Source organism: Luteimonas sp. MC1825, assembly GCF_014764385.1.
Classification (GTDB): Bacteria; Pseudomonadota; Gammaproteobacteria; order Xanthomonadales; family Xanthomonadaceae; genus Luteimonas.
Genome location: NZ_CP061714.1, coordinates 67,817 through 85,245 on the forward strand (window position 1 = coordinate 67,817; position 17,429 = coordinate 85,245).

Consider the following 17,429-nt stretch of genomic DNA (forward strand, 5'->3'; position numbering starts at 1 on the left):
TCCATGGCCGCAACCACCTGTCCTTCTGCGCAGCCGTGAGGGCCGCATGGCACAAAGGCCTAACAATGCGTTCAAGCCGAACCCGCTTCGTTACGCGGCCCAGGCGGCAGGTACAGCTTGCCACCTGGTCCGCTCCACTGCGCGGGTCGGCTTAACTTAGGTGTTAGGCACCACACCAACCAGTTCGGAGCGTCGTATGGGCGGAGCAGTCGTACTTGTCAGCTATCGTTCGCTTCCTGGGCATGTGGACACGGCTAAGCGTGAGATCGGCGGTCTCATTGCCACTGTCCAAGCCGTTGAGCCAGATTGCGGCGGCATCACCATGCTCCAAGAGGCAAGTGACCCAACGCGCTTCACACTGATCGAGCATTGGCCAAGCCAAGAAATCTTCCTGGGGCCACACATGCAACAGCCGCACATACAAACCTTCATCAAGAGCGCCGGGGCCTTCCTCGCAGGGCCACCGGATATCTCTTTTTGGCATCTTGTCGGTGGTGCCTAACAATGCGTTCAAGCCGAAGCCGCTTCGTTCCGCAAAGCACATGGCAGGTACAGCTTGCCATGTGCTTTGCTCCACTATGCGTCTCGGCTTAACTTAGGTGTTAGGTGTGACTGAAAGGATTCCCCTACCCATGAATCGAGTAAAGCTAGCCCGCATGCTCGCCGTTTGTGTGGTGCTGTTTGGGCTGGCGTTCTACGCAGTCGGTGCCACAATCAAGCCCGGCTACTCCAGCGTCAGCCATTTCATCAGCGAGCTCAACGCCGCTGGTACTGCGTGGGCCCAAGAACTTGGGTACTTCGGCTTTATCCCGCTCGGGATCCTGTTCGGTGCATTCTTGTGGGCTGCTGGGCCGCATGCGCAGGTTCGTGGCGTAAGCCGGCTGGGTTGGTTCTTGCTCTGGGCGCAGCCCCTAACACTGGTCGCGGTCGCTTTTGCCCCCTGTGACGCAGGCTGCCCGCTTGAAGGTTCGGCCTCCCAAGAGCTGCACAACCTACAGGGCGTCGTTGCCTACTTCGCTTCCGGCCTCGGGCTCATTTTGCTGTCATTTGCTCCGCCACTCGCAGATTCGCCAGCTTACCGGCGCTACTTCCTTCGCCTGGCTGGTGCAGCCTTCGCTATCTTTTTCGTTCTTATGCTCTCCCCTGACGTCGCATCCATACGTGGAGCATTACAGCGCACGGCGGACGCATTTCTGGCCTTGTCGCTTCTGCTCATCGCGTGGCACGTTGTCCGGCAGGATGCGCAGGTCACACCTAACAATTCATTCAAGCCGACACCGCTTCGCGGCGCGGCTTAATTCAGGTGTTGGCCGCTAAGAGCTTGCACATCATTGTTCTTGGGTAGCCGCACATTCGGCTTCGCACGAGCATCAGAGCGCACGGTCGTGACGTTCCAGCGCGTGAGAGAGCTTCGTTGAAACGTCTCGCGCGCGATTGAGACAGTACTGCGTTGCTTCGGTAGCTTCGGATTGTCCGTTTACTCCATCCGCGCCGTGCTTCGTCCAGGCGGTCGCACTAGGACAGTTCACGGTGAGACTTCGTGGCCGCGAGGCCGCATATTCTCGGCTTCGGAGAGAACGGGCCGGAGGTTCCGGCTCACTTGCGGCACCGTCTTCGGGTTGCAGTGCCGCAGGTGGCAAGCGCGCCGGCTTCGGATAGAGTTGGCGTCCAACAATTCGTTCAAGCCGACGCCGCTTCGTTACGCGAGCCACATGGCAGGTAAAGCTTGCCATGTGTTCGCTTCACTACGCAGCGCGGCTTAACTCAGGCGTTAGGCGCTCACGAGAGCCGCGGTTGTTAGCAATTCAAGTGTCCGTTGCAGTCGGCGCTGTTGCAGCTTCGGTGTTCCGTTGTGCATTTCGTACGCGCGGTGGTGGCGTCGTCTAGCATCTCGGCTTCGGCTACGCGTGGCCTCACGCAAGATTGTTGGATCCGCATTGGTCTTCGGAGAGTTTCCGGTGAGGCTTCCAGGCCACGCGTTCAGCAGGTCCGGCTTCGGCAACATTTCCGTTTCGGTGGTGCGTGTGCCGTGGCAAGCCCGTCTTGGGCTTCGGCTAGTTCCCGGCGTTGTTCTGGCCTCGGCTTCGGCTACAGTGGCGCCTAACGATGCGTTCAAGCCGAACCCGCTTCGTTACGCGGCCCAGGCGGCAGGTAAAGCTTGCCACCTGGTCCACTCCACTGCGCGGGTCGGCTTAACTTAAGTGTTAGGGCGCACATGAAGAATCTCGCACCTTTCTGCTTTGTCGCTTTGCTCCTCTTCGGGTGTGCTCATAGCCAACCGGAGTATCCGCGACCATTCTTTCCTCAGCTAGCTTCCCCGCCTCCTGGGCTTGAAGAAGTTTGGCTGACGGCAGCTTTCGAAGGCACTCTCGTAGTCGCGGATGGATGTGTAAAGGTTCGCTCACTCGATGGGCAGTTGGACACAACCGTCCTGTGGTATCACGGTATAGAGTTGGTGCGCGATAAGTCGGGGCTGTCCATCCAGAACATCTACACAGGAGAGACCGCAAGATTCAACGTTCTTGCTAAATTCGGTGGAGGGGACGCTTCGGACGAGCATGTACAGAGGAACTATCCGGAGGTGGCGCGCCGTTGTGGCCCTCCTTACGCTGTCGGCTACCCGTCAGGTGCGCCCTAACAAATCATTCAAGCCGATGCCGCTTCGCGGCACGGCTTAATTTTGGTGTTAGGCCTTGTTTCCCGCACTGTTGTTGCCGGGTTCCAGGCAATCTGTAGCGCCTCGCTTGTCCGCAGCGTTTGCACCTCGCACGCGCGGTGCAGGCATCAGCAGTCAGCCCTGCAGCACCTCGGCTTCGGCCCGGCGCGACTCTTCGCAAGATTCGACCTGCCGGTTCGGCTTCGGACAGTGTGCGGTGAAAGTTCTTGGCCGCGCGCAGGGTGCGTTTCGGCAGCACCAAGCACGGCGCTTGTTGTACTGTTCGCCTCAGGGGTTGGGCTGCCGCACGTCGGGCGCAGGTGCCAGGGAACGGCGGCCTAACGAGTCGTTCAAGCCGATGCCACATCGGGGCGCAAATCACATGGCAGGTACAGCTTGCCATGCGCTTCACGCCCCGCTGCGGCACGGCTTAACTCTGGTGTTAGGCGGCAGGGAGATTGCAATGGAACCGGAGCCGGCAAAAGCCGCTAGGCCGATGGCGTCACGTCGCGCATTCTGGCGGGCAGGCTTCTGTGTCGGTGCCGTGCCCCTTATCGGTTGCATCGCCGTCATCGCAGCGAGGCCCATGGTCGGTGCTGCCCCTTCCTGGATCTACTGGGTAGCGGTCGGGTCAGTTGTCCTGTGCGCCATTGCCGCGGCGCAGCTATGGAGCTACGAGCGCTATGATGCTGCAGACGAGGCGGCCTGGCTTGCCCGGGTAGGCACGCGCAGCTCGAAAAGCGCGTGGAACGATCTTGATGGAGTTGATGATTAGCCAGTGGCGGTCCGAACTGCCGCCTAACAATTCATTCAAGCCGACGCCGCTTCGCGGCGCGGCTTAATTCAGGCGTTAGGCCGCATGGCAGCCATCCTCGTAATCGTCCAGTTCGCTCTCGTGCCGATCCTGCTAGCAGTGGCTCTGGCTGTGCGCTTCGCTGGCACCTCCAAGCCACTCAATGTCGTTGATTACACTCGCGTATCGGATCCTGTGGCGCTCCATCGCTGGGCAGGAAACAGGCTTCTTCTCCTGCCGTTCGCTTTCCTGCTCGGTGGCTACACTTCGTACCGCTTACCGGGTCTCGCTCTGCTGCTTCTTGGCGGAGCAACAGTCGCTTGTCTGTTCGTAGCCGTCTGGCTTGCGCTCGGGGCTGAAAGATTCCAGAGTGCGGCCTAACTATGCGTTCAAGCCGACGCCGCTTCGTTACGCCAACCACATGGCAAAGAAAGCTTGCCATGTGCTCGGCTCCACTGCGCGGCGCGGCTTAACTTAAGTGTTAGGCCTTGTTTCCCGCACTGTTGTTGCCGGGTTCTAGGCAATCTCTAGCTCATCGCTTATCCGCAGCGTTTGCACCTCGCACGCGCGGTGCAGGTGTTGGCAGTCAGTCCTGCAGCACCTCGGCTTCGGACAGGCGCGACTTCTCCGCAAGATTCGATCGGCCGAGTCGGCTTCGGACAGGGCGCAGTGAGAGTTCTTGGCCGCGCGAGTCGCTGGTTTTGGCTTCGGCCCCGGCAAGCGCCAGCCTCAGGCCGCGCGGCAAGACTTGTTGTACTGTTCGGCTCAGGGGTTGGGCTGTTGCAGGGTCGGGCGCAAGCTCGGCGTGCGGCGGCCTAACAAGTCGTTCAAGCCGAAGCCGCTTCGTTCCGCAAACCACATGGCAGGTAAAGCTTGCCATGTGCTTCGCTCCACTGCGCGTCTCGGCTTAACTCTGGTGTTAGGCCTTGTTTACCGCACTGTTGTTGCAGGGGTCCAGGCGGTCTGTAGCGGCTCGCTTTTTCCGTAGCGTTTGCACCTCGCACGCGCGGTGCAGGCATCGGCTGTCAGTCCTGCAGCACCTCGGTTTCGGACTGGCGCGACTCCCCGCAAGATTCGACTGGCCGAGTCAGCTTCGGACGGGGCGCAGTGAGAGTTCTTGGCCGCACGAGTCGGTGGTTTCGGCTTTGGCCCCGGCAGGTGCCGGCCTCAGGCCGCGGCCAGACTTGTTGTACTGTTCGGCGCAGGGGTTGGGCTGTCGCAATGTCGGATGCAAGTTCGGCGTGCGGCGGCCTAACAAGTCGTTCAAGCCGAAGCCGCTTCGTTACGCAAAACACATGGCAGGTAAAGCTTGCCATGTGTTTCGCTCCACTACGCGTCTCGGCTTAACTCTGGTGTTAGGCGTCACTGGGCAAGCGCCGTCGTGTGTCGCGAGTTGCTCTTCGGACAGTCAACGCGAGTGCAAACGGTCGCTTCGTCGAGCATCGCCTGGCCGAGCAACGGGCTCTGTTCCAGCACCCCAACTCGATGAGCTTGGCGCTCCCGAGCAATCTCAGCTTCGGCAACAGTCGCTCGCCTCAGCAGTACGCAGGCCTGCCGCACGCGGCTTTCCCGCACTACCGGATGCCGTGGCTAGATTGGCTCTAGGTGTTGTAGTGTCTGGCTCAGGAGTTGGGTTGCGGGTTGTCCGGGTCGCACGTTCACCATCCGGGCCAGCTGCCGCCTAACAAGTCGTTCAAGCCGAAGCCGCTTCGTTACGCAAACCACATGGCAGATAAAGCTTGCCATGTGCTTCGCTCCACTGCGCGTCTCGGCTTAACTCTGGTGTTAGGCCTTGTTCGCCGCACTGCCGGATCAACATCATCGGTCGCATAGGGTTTGCCGCTCATCCGTCACTGTTGGCGCCTCGCACGCGCGGTGAGTGGCATCGGCAGAATCGCCTGCGACACCTCGGCTTCGGACCGGCGCGACCCTCCGCAAGATTTGACCTGCCGAGTCGGCTTCGGACAGATCCTGGTGAGGCTCTTCGGCCGCGCTGTAGTTCGCGCTTCGTAGCCCAAAAGCAGGGCCCAGCTGCGCCAAGTTGTTGTAGTGTTTCGGTTCGGGGGTTGGGCTGCAGCAAGTTCGGCGGGGTGCCGGGCAGCGGCGGCCTAACGAGTCGTTCAAGCCGACGCCACATCGGGGCGCAAACCACATGGCAGATACAGCTTGCCATGTGCTTCACGCCCCGCTGCAGCGCGGCTTAACTCTGGTGTTAGGCCGCAGATGACTATCCGTGACACATTGGCAAAAGCACAGCGGAACTTCATTGTCGCTGTCCTTGCCGTTTGGTTGGTGGGACTCATCGCTATGGTCACAGTGCCGCCGCAAATTGCAGTTTTAGTTGGCTTCGGCGTCATTGCCGTCATGCTCGCTGCGTTCGGCTATTTGCACCGGGCATCGCGCTGTCCGCGTTGTCACGCTGGGCTGTGGTTATCTCTACACAAGCTTGTTCCACTTGGTCCGTTCAGGCCAAGGCTCAATCACTGCCCATCCTGCGGGGTCTCGGTCAGTGAACGTGCTGCGGCCTAACAATGCGTTCAAGCCGACACCGCATCGGGGCGCAAACCACATGGCAGGTACAGCTTGCCATGTGCTTCACGCCCCGCTGCGGCGCGGCTTAACTTAGGTGTTAGGCCTTGTTTCCCGCACTGTTGCTGCTGGGTTCCAGGCAATCCGTAGCGCCTCGCTTATCCAGAGCGTTTGCACCTCGCACGCGCGGTCCAGGCATCGGCAGTCGGCCCTGCAGCACCTCGGCTTCGGACAGGCGCGACTCTTCGCAAGATTCGACCTGCCGGGTCGGCTTCGGGCAGTGCGCGGTGAGAGTTCTTGGCCGCGCGCATGGTGCGTTTCAGCAGCACCAGACACGGCGCTTGTTGTACTGTTCGCCTCAGGGGTTGGGCCGCCGCATGTCGGGCGCAGGTGCCAGGGAACGGCGGCCTAACGAGTCGTTCAAGCCGACGCCACATCGGGGCGCAAACCACATGGCAGATACAGCTTGCCATGTGCTTCACGCCCCGCTGCAGCGCGGCTTAACTCTGGTGTTAGGCCACATGATTCAGGTGCTCCGCTGGCTCGCAATAATTCCCGCATGTGTCGCGGCCTTCTACTTCGCCTTGTTTATCGCACTTTATGTACGCAGTTCTGTTGCAGCCCTGTGCCCGCCCGAACTCGTGGTTTCAGGATTCTGTGAGGCAAGTTGGTACCCGGCAGCCGAGCAGGCCGTGTTCTGCTTTGGTGTCGCACTGTCGGCTTTCCTCATCGTTCTGACCGCAGCAGGGATTGCCCCAACGCATCGTGTTCTTGTGTCTAAAGCAGCATTAGGTGTCGGTACATTGATTGCTATTCTGTTCGCTGTTGAGACGGGGGAGTTCTTGGCTCTAGCCGCAGCAGTTCTCGCAGGAATTCTGGCGATGTTAGTTGTCACAACTTTGTTAAGCCGTGCGCGTCATGCATCCCGCAATGTGGCCTAACAATTCATTCAAGCCGACACCGCTTCGCGGCGCGGCTTAATTCAGGCGTTAGGCGGCACTGGGGAGATCTATGGCGATCGATCTGTTTGACCTGGCGGGGAGCTGGCTAGACCTACTGCTCGTGCGTCGGATAGTCATTCCAACCGCTGTGGGTATCGTCGTAGCTCTTGGGGTCTACTACTTGACCGGTCAAACTCCGGGGTCCGCTGCGGTGGCGTTCGGTATCGGTCTACTGAGCGTCTGCGTTGGCGTAATCTGGCACATCGCTGGCGGCAGCAAACCAGGTGCCGCCTAACAATGCGTTCAAGCCGAACCCGCTTCGTTACGCGGCCCAGGCGGCAGGTAAAGCTTGCCACCTGGTCCACTCCACTGCGCGGGTCGGCTTAACTTAGGCGTTAGGCCCGCTGGGAGATGCACGGCCATGTGGAAGAGCGGCAACGAGCAGAGGCGTCGAACGATAGGCGCGGGAATAATCTTTGGGGTCGCAATCGGCGCGGCACTCGGCATTGTCCTTGGTCAACTCGTCCTGGGCATGGGGGTGGGTATCGCTCTGGGTGCTGCTGCTGCGCTCGCTGCATCCAGCCGACGGCCGGATAGGGCCGGGAAGTCGACGCCGAGCTCTCCTAGTGACAGCGGCGGCGGCTGGGCCTAACAATGCGTTCAAGCCGACACCGCATCGGGTCGCAAACCACATGGCAGGTGTAGCTTGCCATGTGCTTCACGCCCCGCTGCGGCGCGGCTTAACTTAGGTGTTAGGCTCAGATCGTGAGGACGTTGCATGCCAAAACCATCTCTGCAGCGACGCAAGCACCTTCTCGCAGCACTCGGTCATACGAGCCATGCGTCAAGGTCCTCCTGGTCCCATGACCTAGGGGATTCCATCGTCTTTGACGCTTGGGACGCTCAATGGGAGCGGGATGAGAGTGGCGAGTTCAAACGGTACGCTCTGAGGACTAGCGGACGCCACTACAATCCTAAGAGTCTTCTTGAAAATCCGAGACGCGGTCATGTTCGTTGGCAGCAGCACGTCGACCTCGTACTCGCCGGGAAGAGAAGCGCAAAGGCCATCGTGCCGGTCGCTGTGTCACCTACCGAACATGGCAAGAAGGGGGCGAAAGGGTGGCTTCCCTTGCTCATCAGCGGCGTCGTAGAAACCGATAGTGGTGGAGACGTATGGCTGGTACAAACACAAAAGACGCCTCTCTCACCGTCAAACCAAGCCTAACAATGCGTTCAAGCCGAATCCGCTTCGTTACGCAAAGCACATGGCAGGTACAGCTTGCCATGTGCTTTGCTCCACTACGCGTCTCGGCTTAACTTGGGTGTTAGGCGCGCATATGCAACTCGTCAGACTGATGGTTTTTTGTTCCGTGCTCCTCTGGGCATCGTCTTTGCTTGCAACGACGTCTCTCGGATTCGGTGGTGACGGATACTCAATCTCCATGGAGATTGGTCACGACACTGAGCCGGTGGTTGCGAGCCTCAATGTCCGCACGCCCCGTGCGCCAGGTGGCGTACATCTTTATGGCAACTTCAACACGGTTACATTCGACGTTCAGAAGCGCATCTTGTTCATCGAGTTCGTGCAGCAGAATTCTGGACAAGAGCCGGGTTCGTTCACCCTCGATGTTAAAGGGGAAGAGGCGACGCTTCGGATAGACAACAAGGTGATCACACGCCCGTTTAGCTGGTTCATGTAGGTCGTGTGCGCGCCTAACAATTCATTCAAGCCGACACCGCTTCGCGGCGCGGCTTAATTCAGGCGTTAGGCGCTCATAGCTCCGCAGTAGCTGTTGTTTTGGAGTCGTGTGCCAGCTCGCCTTGTCGTAGCTTCTGGTTCTTCGCTGTGTACTGCGCACGCGCGGTGAGCGGCGTCGTCAGGCAACTCGGCTTCGGCCACACGCGACCTCGAGCCAAGATTGCCGCGTCCGGGGCCGGCTTAGTGGTGGATACGGGTGCGGCTTCTGGCCGCGCAACCGGTCGGTCAGGCTCCGGAAAGATCTCTGTCACGGCGGTCCGGGCTCTGCCGCAAGCTCGTTACGGGCTTCGGCAAGAGCGCGGGCTTGTGCCGGCTTCGGCGTCGGATACAGTTACGCCTAACAACTCATTCAAGCCGACACCGCTTCGCGGCGCGGCTTAATTCAGGCGTTAGAGCCCACATGAAACTTTCGACTTCACTCGCAGTACTGTTGTCCGCACTTTTGGCTGGCTGCGCTACTACTCCCTCCTTACCAACAGTGGGCCTCGGAGACATCGCGGGCACTTGGGGCGAGGACGCGGCAGATTGCCAATCAAACCCGCACAGGATTAGCTTCTCCTCTCACGGCGAAACAATGCATGTGCGCTACCCGGAAGGAGGAACCGCGGACGGGCGGTCGCTACAAGAGCAGTTCTCCTACATGGTGCTCGGCAGGAGCTCGTCAGGATTGCAGCTCGCTTTGGTCGGAGAGTCCCGTAAGGACAGTTCTGGCAACCCCGTCACATGGGAGCTTCGGCAGAGTGAAACGGATAGCTATTGTTGGTGGCGAAGCGACTGGCCTGCAAGCGAGTGCACCGTGCCGCGCACTCGCTGTGGGCTCTAACAATTCATTCAAGCCGAAGCCGCTTCGCGGCTCGGCTTAATTCAGGCGTTAGGCGTCACTGCGCAAGCGCCGTCGTGTGCCGCGGGTTGCTCTTCGGATAGTCCGCACCAGCGCGAAGGGTCGCTCCGTTCAACACTGCCTGAGCCCGCAGCGGGCTCCGCACCAACACCGTGACCTTAAGCATTTGGCGCTGCCAAGCGGCCCCAACTTCGGGAGCAGTCGCTCGTCTCAACGGTGCGCAGGCCTGCCGCAGGCAGCTTCTAGGCGCGTCCGGACGTCCCGGCCAGATTGGCCAAAGGTGTTGTAGTGTTCGGCTCAGGGCTTGGGCTGCGGGTTGTCCGGGTCGGGGAGTGCACCATCCGGGCCAGCTGCCGCCTAACAATGCGTTCAAGCCGAACCCGCTTCGTTACGCGGCCCAGGCGGCAGGTAAAGCTTGCCACCTGGTCCACTCCACTACGCGGGTCGGCTTAACTTAGGTGTTAGGCATCACATGACAGATCCTCGCTATCTCCATCAACAGCTTGATTCAGCGGCATGTGTGCTTGCCCAAGAAATATGGGACAAGAAATGGGAGCACATAGCTGACTTGAAGGCTAAGCCTGTGGAGGAGTGCGATGAGATCATTCGCGAGCTCGAACGTCGCTGCCCTGGATTCACGTCAGAGGCTTATAAACGAGCAATTGCCAAGGGTATGTTCGATTCTCGGTGATGCAAGTGATGCCTAACAATTCATTCAAGCCGACGCCGCTTCGCGGCGCGGCTTAATTCAGGCGTTAGGGGGTTGATCAAGTGGGTCGCGAACTGAAACGGCTAAAGCGTCGCAAGAGTGTTGTCCAACGCATGGACACGCTCCTTGAGCAGGCGTCCACTACTCTCGTGATTCACTATTCCTGCGAGAGTTTCTACGATAAGAACGACGGAAAAACGCCTCGAATTACGTCCATAGCAGTAAGAAACTTGGCGTCCGGCCAGACGGACTCGTTCTCGATCCACCAAATAGCAGAAGAGCAAAGAGTTCCGTTTGATCTGATTGTGGATCACTACGATGATCTGGAGCGTCAAATGCTTGATCGCTACTTTGAATTCTTACGGAGCAGGCAGCACTTCAACTGGTTGCACTGGAACATGCGAGACGTCAACTATGGCTTTGCTGCCTTAGAACATCGGCACCGTGTATTGGGCGGCCAACCCATCATGATCGCTGAGGACAAAAAGTTTGATCTGTCTCGGGCGCTCATAGACCTCTATGGAGTTGGATATACCGGCCATCCGAGGCTTGAAACGCTTCTTGTCAAAAACAACATCACCAATCGCGATTTTCTGACAGGAGTACAGGAAGCGGATGCCTTTGAGAACAAGGAGTTCGTTCGTCTGCACCAATCTACGCTTCGGAAGGTGGATACTCTCGCCAACCTATTCGAGCGCACGAACAGCAAGAAGCTCAAGACGAACTCATCATGGGCAGAGCAGTACGGGTACACGCCGGCTGTTCTAGCAGAATGGGCCAAAGAGTACTGGATCGTTAGTCTTGTCATTGTCGCTGGCGGAGTTCTCACATTTGTCGTAAGGGCGTTTGACCTGTGGCACCTCCTTGTCCCGGCAACCCCCTAACAATTCATTCAAGCCGAACCCGCTTCGCGGGTCGGCTTAATTCAGGCGTTAGGCCGCTAAGGTCACTTCTTGGCAAGGGGGAAGAATGAACTACGTCGATCTAGTGGCTGTTCTCGCGGTAACCCAGCTCATCTTCTTCAGCGTACTGGTGGGGCGCGCTCGTGGCCGCTACGGGGTCAATGCTCCTGCCGTCACCGGGCATGAAATGTTTGAGCGGGCGTATCGCGTGCAGATGAACACGCTAGAGCTCATGGTCGCCTTCCTGCCGGCCTTGTTCATTGCTGCAAAGTACTGGCCTCAACCCTATGTCGCCATTGCCGGCGCGGTGTACTTGGCCGGCCGGCTTATCTACTGGCGTAGCTATACGGCAGCGCCAGCTAGCCGTGCTCTGGGTTTCGCCCTCTCCATGCTGCCGATTCTCGCGCTGATCATTGGCTCGCTGGCCGCTATCATCCGTGGCAGCGCGGCCTAACAATGCGTTCAAGCCGAACCCGCTTCGTTACGCGGCCCAGGCGGCAGGTAAAGCTTGCCACCTGGTCCGCTTCACTGCGCGGGTCGGCTTAACTTAGTCGTTAGATGTCCGAGGCGCCGTACTGCGAGCGGCTTGGAGCCCTCCGGAATCCATGAAAAGCACTCAAATCCCATACATCACCATCATCATCTGTCTGACGACCCTTATCTATTCCATGGGCGTCGCGCTTGCCGTGAGTGGCAATCTGATGGGAAGTGTAAGAATCACTCAGTTAGAGCCCTACGGTGGTGTTACATTCGCGCACCTAGAGAACCTTGAGTTGTGGCGGTTACTCGCCTCGCAGCTAATACACGTCAAGCAATTGCACATGCTGTTTAACGTGCTGTCACTCGCCCTGCTAGGGTTCTTTTTAGAGCGACGCGTCCACGGCTTCATGTTCTTTCTGCTTTGGTTTATAGCCGGCGTTACCGGAACTCTAGTGGGCACGCTCTTTGTAACACCGCCGTGGAATTTGGGAACAGGCGCGTCTCAAGCAGTCCTAGGCATAGCCGCGTTTGGTCTCGCCTTGTTCCTCAGAGGCGCTATCCAGTCAAGAGCGTTCCTAATAGTTCTTTGCTTCTCGCTTATACCTGCATTGGCTCTTGACTTCATATATGCCGGATACCCTAAGCCCGGACATGTGGTGCCGCTGCTGATAGGTGGCATTGCAGGTTTTGTGCACTGCAGGCAGCCTAGCAACGCATTGCAGCACGCACCTCCGCGTGCTGGCGGCGTGTAAGCCGCAGTTTGTGTTCATTGCCGCTCCGTGCTCCCATCTAACAATTCGTTCAAGCCGAAACCGCTTCGCGGTTCGGCTTAACTCAGGCGTTAGGCGCAGTACGGGGCCGCAAGGAGGCGTGAAGTGAAACTGACCGAATCGGAAGTTCGCCATTTCAAGAATGTGTTGTGGGGCACGCGCTTCTGGGCGTGGTTCCGCTGGGTTCTGTTGGCGATCCTTGGCTACACCGCCGTCGCACACTTCAGCGACTGGAAGCCTTTGGCCCGTCCGGACTGGTTGGTTGCCGGGGCGCTCTACATGCTTGTCGCTTGGCCAGGCCTCTGCCGCACCTACGTGTTTCATACGCTTCGCCGCGTTGTGGCGGAGGACCCGGAGGCGCGGGCACAACTTGCCGCAGCTGGCGTTAAGGAGTTCGCGCGTGACATATCCACAGGGCGCGCCTAACAATGCGTTCAAGCCGAAGCCACTTCGTTACGCAAAGCACATGGCAGGTAAAGCTTGCCATGTGCTCTGCTCCACTACGCGTCTCGGCTTAACTTAGGCGTTAGCCGCTGATGAGAAATCGACGCTTACTGAAGCTAGCTGCCCTTGCCTTGGTGGTCGCCATGCCGGCGATCGCCTGGGCCACGTTCAAGCCCGTCCGAATTCTTGCGCCGGCTCTTAACGGGGTGACCTGCGCGGACCGAGTATGCGTCGAGGATCCGTCACGACTCACTGAAGCTCTGGCGCTGCAACGTGCTGCCGTTGCTGAGGTTGGTCGCAAGCTGGTTCCCCTAAAGGATGCTCCGGTTACGGTGTTCTGCTCCACCCGTCGGTGCTACCACTCCTTCGGCGGGGGCATGGAGCGTGGGGCTGCGCTGTTCAATTGGGGTGCAATTCTGCCGCCAGAGTCTTGGGTTCCTTACATCGTGGAGCATGAGTACATCCACATGCTTCAAGCCCAGCAGCTCGGTCTGCTGGGGAGGCAACAGACACCCGCTTGGTTCAAAGAAGGCATGCCGTTCTTCGTCAGCGAGCCGCCAGCCCACGAGCTGCCGGAGTATGCTCGTCCGCTCGCCTCCCGATATCAGGCATGGGAGCAGCGGATCGGCCGTGAAAACGTGTGGGACGCGGCCGCAGGGCTGTAGTACGCGGCTAACAATTCGTTCAAGCCGAAACCGCTTCGTTACAGCAAAGTCATGGCAGGAAAAGCTTGCCATGCCTTTGCCTCCACTACGCAGTTCGGCTTAACTCAGGCGTTAGGCACCAATGGGGGAGCTATCGATGCTCGAGGTTCTTTCCGCGCTGGCGAACATTGCGACGGCCTGCGCGGTCATCGTGGCTGCGTGGCAGCTAGTCCTGTCGCAGAAACAAGCTGTCACGACCTTCGAGGACTCCTTGGCCAAGGAGTACCGTGATATTGCAGTCACTCTGCCGGTCAAAGCGCTGCTTGGCGAGACTCTCAGTGAGTCAGAGCACATCGACAAGTTCGATGAGTTCTACAGGTACTTTGATCTGTGCAATCAACAAGCGTTTCTTAAGCAGTCCGGTCGGGTATCCGACAGAACTTGGCGGTTCTGGCTTGAGGGCATCGCATCGAACCTCAAGCGTCCTGCTTTTGAGCGCGCATGGTCGGAAGTCGCTGCCCGCTCCAATGGCGACTTCGCAGAGTTGCGCGCTCTAGTCCCGCCCAAGCCCCTGACCCCCAGTGGCAAGGTTGGTGCCTAACCATTCATTCAAGCCGACGCCACTTCGTGGCGCGGCTTAATTCAAGTGTTAGACCGCACGAGAGCCTTATGCGAAAGCCCCTGTACCTTGTTATTTCATTACTGTTTCTAGGCTATGGACTGATTCGTCTTGGGGTAGGCGGCGCACTGCTCGGGCAAAAGATCGGGCTGATAGACTTCCAAGCATTCCATGAGCCAATCACAGAGATTGGCAATTTCCTGGAAAGATCCAGAAACAAGCAAGTAGTTCCCGTCTCTGTGGCTGGATATGTCAGCTACATCGCACTGATGGGACTGGTGCTTTCTGTTGGTGCCCTTGGAGCCCTGAGGCATAGATCCTTCGGATTGAAGTTTATTGGTGCATTTCTATTGATGTATGCACTGCTATTCGTAAACTTCCAAACTATCAATCCAAAAGCAATTCATTTGGCCGTCTGTGCAGTTCTGTTCGGCGCATCGCTTTGGACAAGAAAGGGGCTTGGCAATGCGGTCTAACAATTCATTCAAGCCGAACCGGTAGTTCCTTCGCTTCAGTGGACACCCTGACCTAACGATCAGGAGTGTCTTTATGCCTACGCCAGGCCCCCGAACAACCTATCGCTACACAGACCACTTCAAGGCCACCGCAGTACGCCTGAGTGAGCTTCCCGGCGTCTCCGTCGCCGATGTTGCCGAGTCGCTTTACATCCACCCTTTCATGTTGTCTCGTTGGCGCAAGTTGGCCCGCGAGGGAGTGATCGTGACCAAGGGTACGGAGCTGGACAAGACAGTAGCCGCAGAGCTCAAGGCGCTGCGGGAAGTGAAGCGGAAGTACGAAAGGCTGCAGGTCGAGCATGACCTTTTAAAGAAAGCCATCGCGTTCACTTCGGCTCGAAAGCCGAGGTCTTCGCCTTCATCGCGCACCACCAGGAAGCCTGTCCGGTGAGAACGATGTGCCGGCTCTACGGCGTCAGCGCCTCCGGCTTCTACGCGTGGCAGCAGCGACCGCCGAGCCAGCGTGCTCACGACGACGCAGCGTTGATCGATCGGATTCGCACCGTCCATGCGCAGAGCCGCGAGACCTATGGCAGTCCGCGTGTGCATGCAGCCCTTCAGCAGTCGGGCGAACCAGTTGGCCGGCGTCGGGTCGAGCGATTGATGCGGGAAACAGGCGTCCGGGCCTGCTCGTCGAGGCAGTATCGCCAGAGACCGGGGCTTGCCCGGTTCCTCGGCAGCGTCGAGAGTCGTGCGCATGCGGTGGACGTCAGCGCCATCGACAAGGTCTGGGTGGCCGACGTGACGTATCTCAAAGTGCGCGGCGAGTGGCGCTACCTGGCCACCGTCATGGATCGCCACTCGCGACGGCTGCTCGGATGGGCGTTGGGCAAGGATCGAACAACGACACTGACGCGCCGTGCGCTGGCTGCCGCGCTGCGCACGCGCAAGCCTGCAGACGGCACCGTGTTCCACAGCGATCGCGGCATCGAGTTCATTGCCGGCGACTTCAAGCGCCAGGTGCAGCGCGCCGGCCTCGCCCAATCGGTCAACCGCCCCAAGCGCATGAACGATAACGCGCACATGGAGTCCTGGAACAAGTCGATGAAGTCCGACATGTATCACCGACAGACCTTCGCCAGCGACCAGGACCTGCACGCGGCCATCCGCGGCTACGTCGACTTCTACAACCACCAGCGCCTACACTCGGCGCTGGGTTACACCGCACCCGCCGACTACGAGCGCAGATGCGCCTAACCAACGGGTGTCCACTTTATCGAAGGAAGTCCCCATGGCAGGAAGAGCTTGCCATGTGTGCCGCTCCACTGCGCGGGTCGGCTTAGCTTAGGCGTTAGGCCTCGCACTCACGCTCTATGGTATCCGTCAATCATGCGCTTAGTTCAGCTCGTCCGCAGACATTTTCCAGTACGGCGAATAGTCATTTGCGCACTGGCCGGTCTTCTTATTTTTTACCACACGTACACTCTCTTCGATTTGTACTTTGGCTCAGGCACTGATTTGTACGAAGATGGGGGCGGACATGCATACCCCTTGTTTGAGCACACGCAATCTATTCTTCGCGTGATGATTGTCGTCAGCCTGGTTTTCGTGGCCATGAACAGGCGATTCGCTCTATATGGAATGTGGGCTGCAATATCGGCGCTGGTAGCGACTCACTACTGGGCATTCTTCTTTGACCTCCCGTTTCTTTTCTTGGATGGCAGACACCCGCTCTCATATCTAAAGGGATTTATCATTCCCACCGTGATTTCGCTTTTGTACTTCTCTGTGAATTCAAAGCGGAAGCCTCGCGAGCCAAGTGCCGCCAGCGAGGGGTGAGTTAACCTGCGGCGCCTGACCATTCATTCAAGGCGACGCCGCTTCGCGGTGCAGCCTGATTCAGGTGCTGGGTCCGCATGGGGGTTTGTCGTGAACGTCATGTTGAAGCGAGCGTACGAATCTCCGGCCAAGAACGATGGTGACAGGATTCTCGTAGATCGTCTTTGGCCACGAGGCCTGGCCAAGGTCAACGCTGAAATCGATCTCTGGCTCAAAGAGGTCGCGCCATCGACCGGGCTTCGCCAATGGTTTGGGCATGACCCGGAGAAATGGTCCGAGTTCAAGAGAAGGTATCGCGCTGAGTTGAAGATCAATCCAGCATGGTCTGAGCTTCAAGCGCTCGCCCGTCAAGGAGATCTCACTCTTGTGTACGGGGCCAAGGATCAATTGCACAATGAAGCGGTGGTGCTGAAGGAGCTCCTGGAGCGCCGCACCTGACAACTCATTCGAGCCGAACGGCACGCCAGTCAAGGCTATGAGTTGCAACTGTTCGCTTTGCCGACGCGTGGGAGGCGTTTGGGCCTACTGGAGTTCGCGTGAAGTCCGATGAGTTCCGCCTCGCTCGGTTCCTGCATGCCCAGGAACATTCCTACGCCGCTGCACTGCAGGAGCTGTGCTCCGGCAGGAAACGGTCGCACTGGATCTGGTTCGTCTTTCCCCAGCTCAGGGGGCTTGGGCGCAGTTCCAACTCCGAGGTGTATGGCGTGGCCGGCCTGGCCGAGGCTCGCGCTTACCTTGCAGATCCGATTCTGGGGCACCGGCTCCGAGAAGCGACACGAGCCATGCTGGCTCATCAGTCCTTGGGCGCGAGCGCCCTGCTCGGCGACCTCGATGCGCTGGAGTTCCGGTCGTGTCTTACGCTGTTCTCGGTCGCTGATCCATCCGAGCACGTCTTTGCAATGGCGCTTGAGCGCTTCTTCGCTGGGGAGCGTGATGTGCGGACACTTGAGCTGCTGGACGCGCAGGGTGAGGCCTAACACCATCATGTCCCCGTACACCGGCGCCGTGTCCGGCCCGAACCCGTGCCAGGATTGGCATCAACGCGCGA

Annotated in this window: 15 protein-coding genes; all 15 read left to right on the forward strand. The window is 58.8% G+C overall.

What is annotated here, in order from left to right:
• The first annotated feature begins 196 nt into the window (after positions 1-196).
• The 15 genes from IDM46_RS00355 to IDM46_RS00425 all read left to right on the forward strand — a co-directional run bounded on the left by IDM46_RS00355 (position 197) and on the right by IDM46_RS00425 (position 17,358).
• The gene (locus IDM46_RS00355) at positions 197-502 is read left to right on the forward strand and encodes a putative quinol monooxygenase (RefSeq protein WP_185114479.1); all 306 of its coding nucleotides are present in this window, start codon (positions 197-199) and stop codon (positions 500-502) included.
• Positions 503-632: 130 nt separating this feature from the next.
• Positions 633-1,298: a DUF998 domain-containing protein gene (locus tag IDM46_RS00360; protein WP_185114480.1), complete on the forward strand. Its 666-nt coding sequence runs from the start codon at positions 633-635 to the stop codon at positions 1,296-1,298.
• Positions 1,299-6,499: 5,201 nt separating this feature from the next.
• The gene (locus IDM46_RS00365) at positions 6,500-6,919 is read left to right on the forward strand and encodes a hypothetical protein (protein WP_185114481.1); all 420 of its coding nucleotides are present in this window, start codon (positions 6,500-6,502) and stop codon (positions 6,917-6,919) included.
• A gap of 1,442 nt (positions 6,920-8,361) precedes the next feature.
• Complete coding sequence (locus IDM46_RS00370) at positions 8,362-8,619, forward strand: hypothetical protein (protein ID WP_185114482.1); 258 nt, start codon at positions 8,362-8,364, stop codon at positions 8,617-8,619.
• Positions 8,620-10,341: 1,722 nt separating this feature from the next.
• Positions 10,342-11,112: a hypothetical protein gene (locus IDM46_RS00375; RefSeq protein WP_185114483.1), complete on the forward strand. Its 771-nt coding sequence runs from the start codon at positions 10,342-10,344 to the stop codon at positions 11,110-11,112.
• A gap of 85 nt (positions 11,113-11,197) precedes the next feature.
• The gene (locus IDM46_RS00380; protein WP_185114484.1) at positions 11,198-11,584 is read left to right on the forward strand and encodes an MAPEG family protein; all 387 of its coding nucleotides are present in this window, start codon (positions 11,198-11,200) and stop codon (positions 11,582-11,584) included.
• Between the two features lie 151 nt (positions 11,585-11,735).
• Positions 11,736-12,362: a rhomboid family intramembrane serine protease gene (locus IDM46_RS00385; RefSeq protein ID WP_221441753.1), complete on the forward strand. Its 627-nt coding sequence runs from the start codon at positions 11,736-11,738 to the stop codon at positions 12,360-12,362.
• 123 nt (positions 12,363-12,485) lie between these two features.
• Positions 12,486-12,806, forward strand: a complete 321-nt coding sequence (locus IDM46_RS00390; RefSeq protein WP_185114485.1) for a hypothetical protein — start codon at positions 12,486-12,488, stop codon at positions 12,804-12,806.
• Positions 12,807-12,967: 161 nt separating this feature from the next.
• On the forward strand, positions 12,968-13,489 hold the full coding sequence (locus tag IDM46_RS00395; protein ID WP_185114486.1) for a hypothetical protein: 522 nt from the start codon (positions 12,968-12,970) through the stop codon (positions 13,487-13,489).
• Between the two features lie 136 nt (positions 13,490-13,625).
• A complete protein-coding gene (locus IDM46_RS00400) occupies positions 13,626-14,069 on the forward strand; it encodes a hypothetical protein (protein ID WP_185114487.1) in 444 nt (147 codons plus the stop codon).
• 68 nt (positions 14,070-14,137) lie between these two features.
• A complete protein-coding gene (locus tag IDM46_RS00405) occupies positions 14,138-14,563 on the forward strand; it encodes a hypothetical protein (RefSeq protein WP_185114488.1) in 426 nt (141 codons plus the stop codon).
• A gap of 73 nt (positions 14,564-14,636) precedes the next feature.
• Positions 14,637-14,993, forward strand: coding sequence for a transposase (locus IDM46_RS00410; protein WP_182825521.1), 357 nt, complete (start codon positions 14,637-14,639; stop codon positions 14,991-14,993).
• Complete coding sequence (locus IDM46_RS00415) at positions 14,963-15,799, forward strand: IS3 family transposase (RefSeq protein WP_223878087.1); 837 nt, start codon at positions 14,963-14,965, stop codon at positions 15,797-15,799. Before IDM46_RS00410 ends, IDM46_RS00415 begins: the two co-directional genes overlap by 31 nt.
• Before the next feature lie 681 nt (positions 15,800-16,480).
• Positions 16,481-16,819, forward strand: coding sequence for a DUF488 domain-containing protein (locus tag IDM46_RS00420; protein ID WP_185115207.1), 339 nt, complete (start codon positions 16,481-16,483; stop codon positions 16,817-16,819).
• A 98-nt stretch (positions 16,820-16,917) separates the two neighbouring features.
• A complete protein-coding gene (locus IDM46_RS00425) occupies positions 16,918-17,358 on the forward strand; it encodes a DUF1810 domain-containing protein (RefSeq protein ID WP_185114489.1) in 441 nt (146 codons plus the stop codon).
• Positions 17,359-17,429: the final 71 nt, after the last annotated feature.

Bases quoted from the DNA above. Each gene is read 5' to 3' on its own strand.
- IDM46_RS00410 (WP_182825521.1), top strand. From the start codon at position 14,637: ATGCCTACGCCAGGCCCCCGAACAACCTATCGCTACACAGACCACTTC.
- IDM46_RS00420 (WP_185115207.1), top strand. From the start codon at position 16,481: ATGTTGAAGCGAGCGTACGAATCTCCGGCCAAGAACGATGGTGACAGG.
- IDM46_RS00400 (WP_185114487.1), top strand. From the start codon at position 13,626: ATGCTCGAGGTTCTTTCCGCGCTGGCGAACATTGCGACGGCCTGCGCG.
- IDM46_RS00395 (WP_185114486.1), top strand. From the start codon at position 12,968: ATGCCGGCGATCGCCTGGGCCACGTTCAAGCCCGTCCGAATTCTTGCG.
- IDM46_RS00360 (WP_185114480.1), top strand. From the start codon at position 633: ATGAATCGAGTAAAGCTAGCCCGCATGCTCGCCGTTTGTGTGGTGCTG.
- IDM46_RS00405 (WP_185114488.1), top strand. From the start codon at position 14,138: ATGCGAAAGCCCCTGTACCTTGTTATTTCATTACTGTTTCTAGGCTAT.
- IDM46_RS00355 (WP_185114479.1), top strand. From the start codon at position 197: ATGGGCGGAGCAGTCGTACTTGTCAGCTATCGTTCGCTTCCTGGGCAT.
- IDM46_RS00385 (WP_221441753.1), top strand. From the start codon at position 11,736: ATGAAAAGCACTCAAATCCCATACATCACCATCATCATCTGTCTGACG.
- IDM46_RS00380 (WP_185114484.1), top strand. From the start codon at position 11,198: ATGAACTACGTCGATCTAGTGGCTGTTCTCGCGGTAACCCAGCTCATC.
- IDM46_RS00375 (WP_185114483.1), top strand. From the start codon at position 10,342: ATGGACACGCTCCTTGAGCAGGCGTCCACTACTCTCGTGATTCACTAT.
- IDM46_RS00370 (WP_185114482.1), top strand. From the start codon at position 8,362: ATGGAGATTGGTCACGACACTGAGCCGGTGGTTGCGAGCCTCAATGTC.
- IDM46_RS00365 (WP_185114481.1), top strand. From the start codon at position 6,500: ATGATTCAGGTGCTCCGCTGGCTCGCAATAATTCCCGCATGTGTCGCG.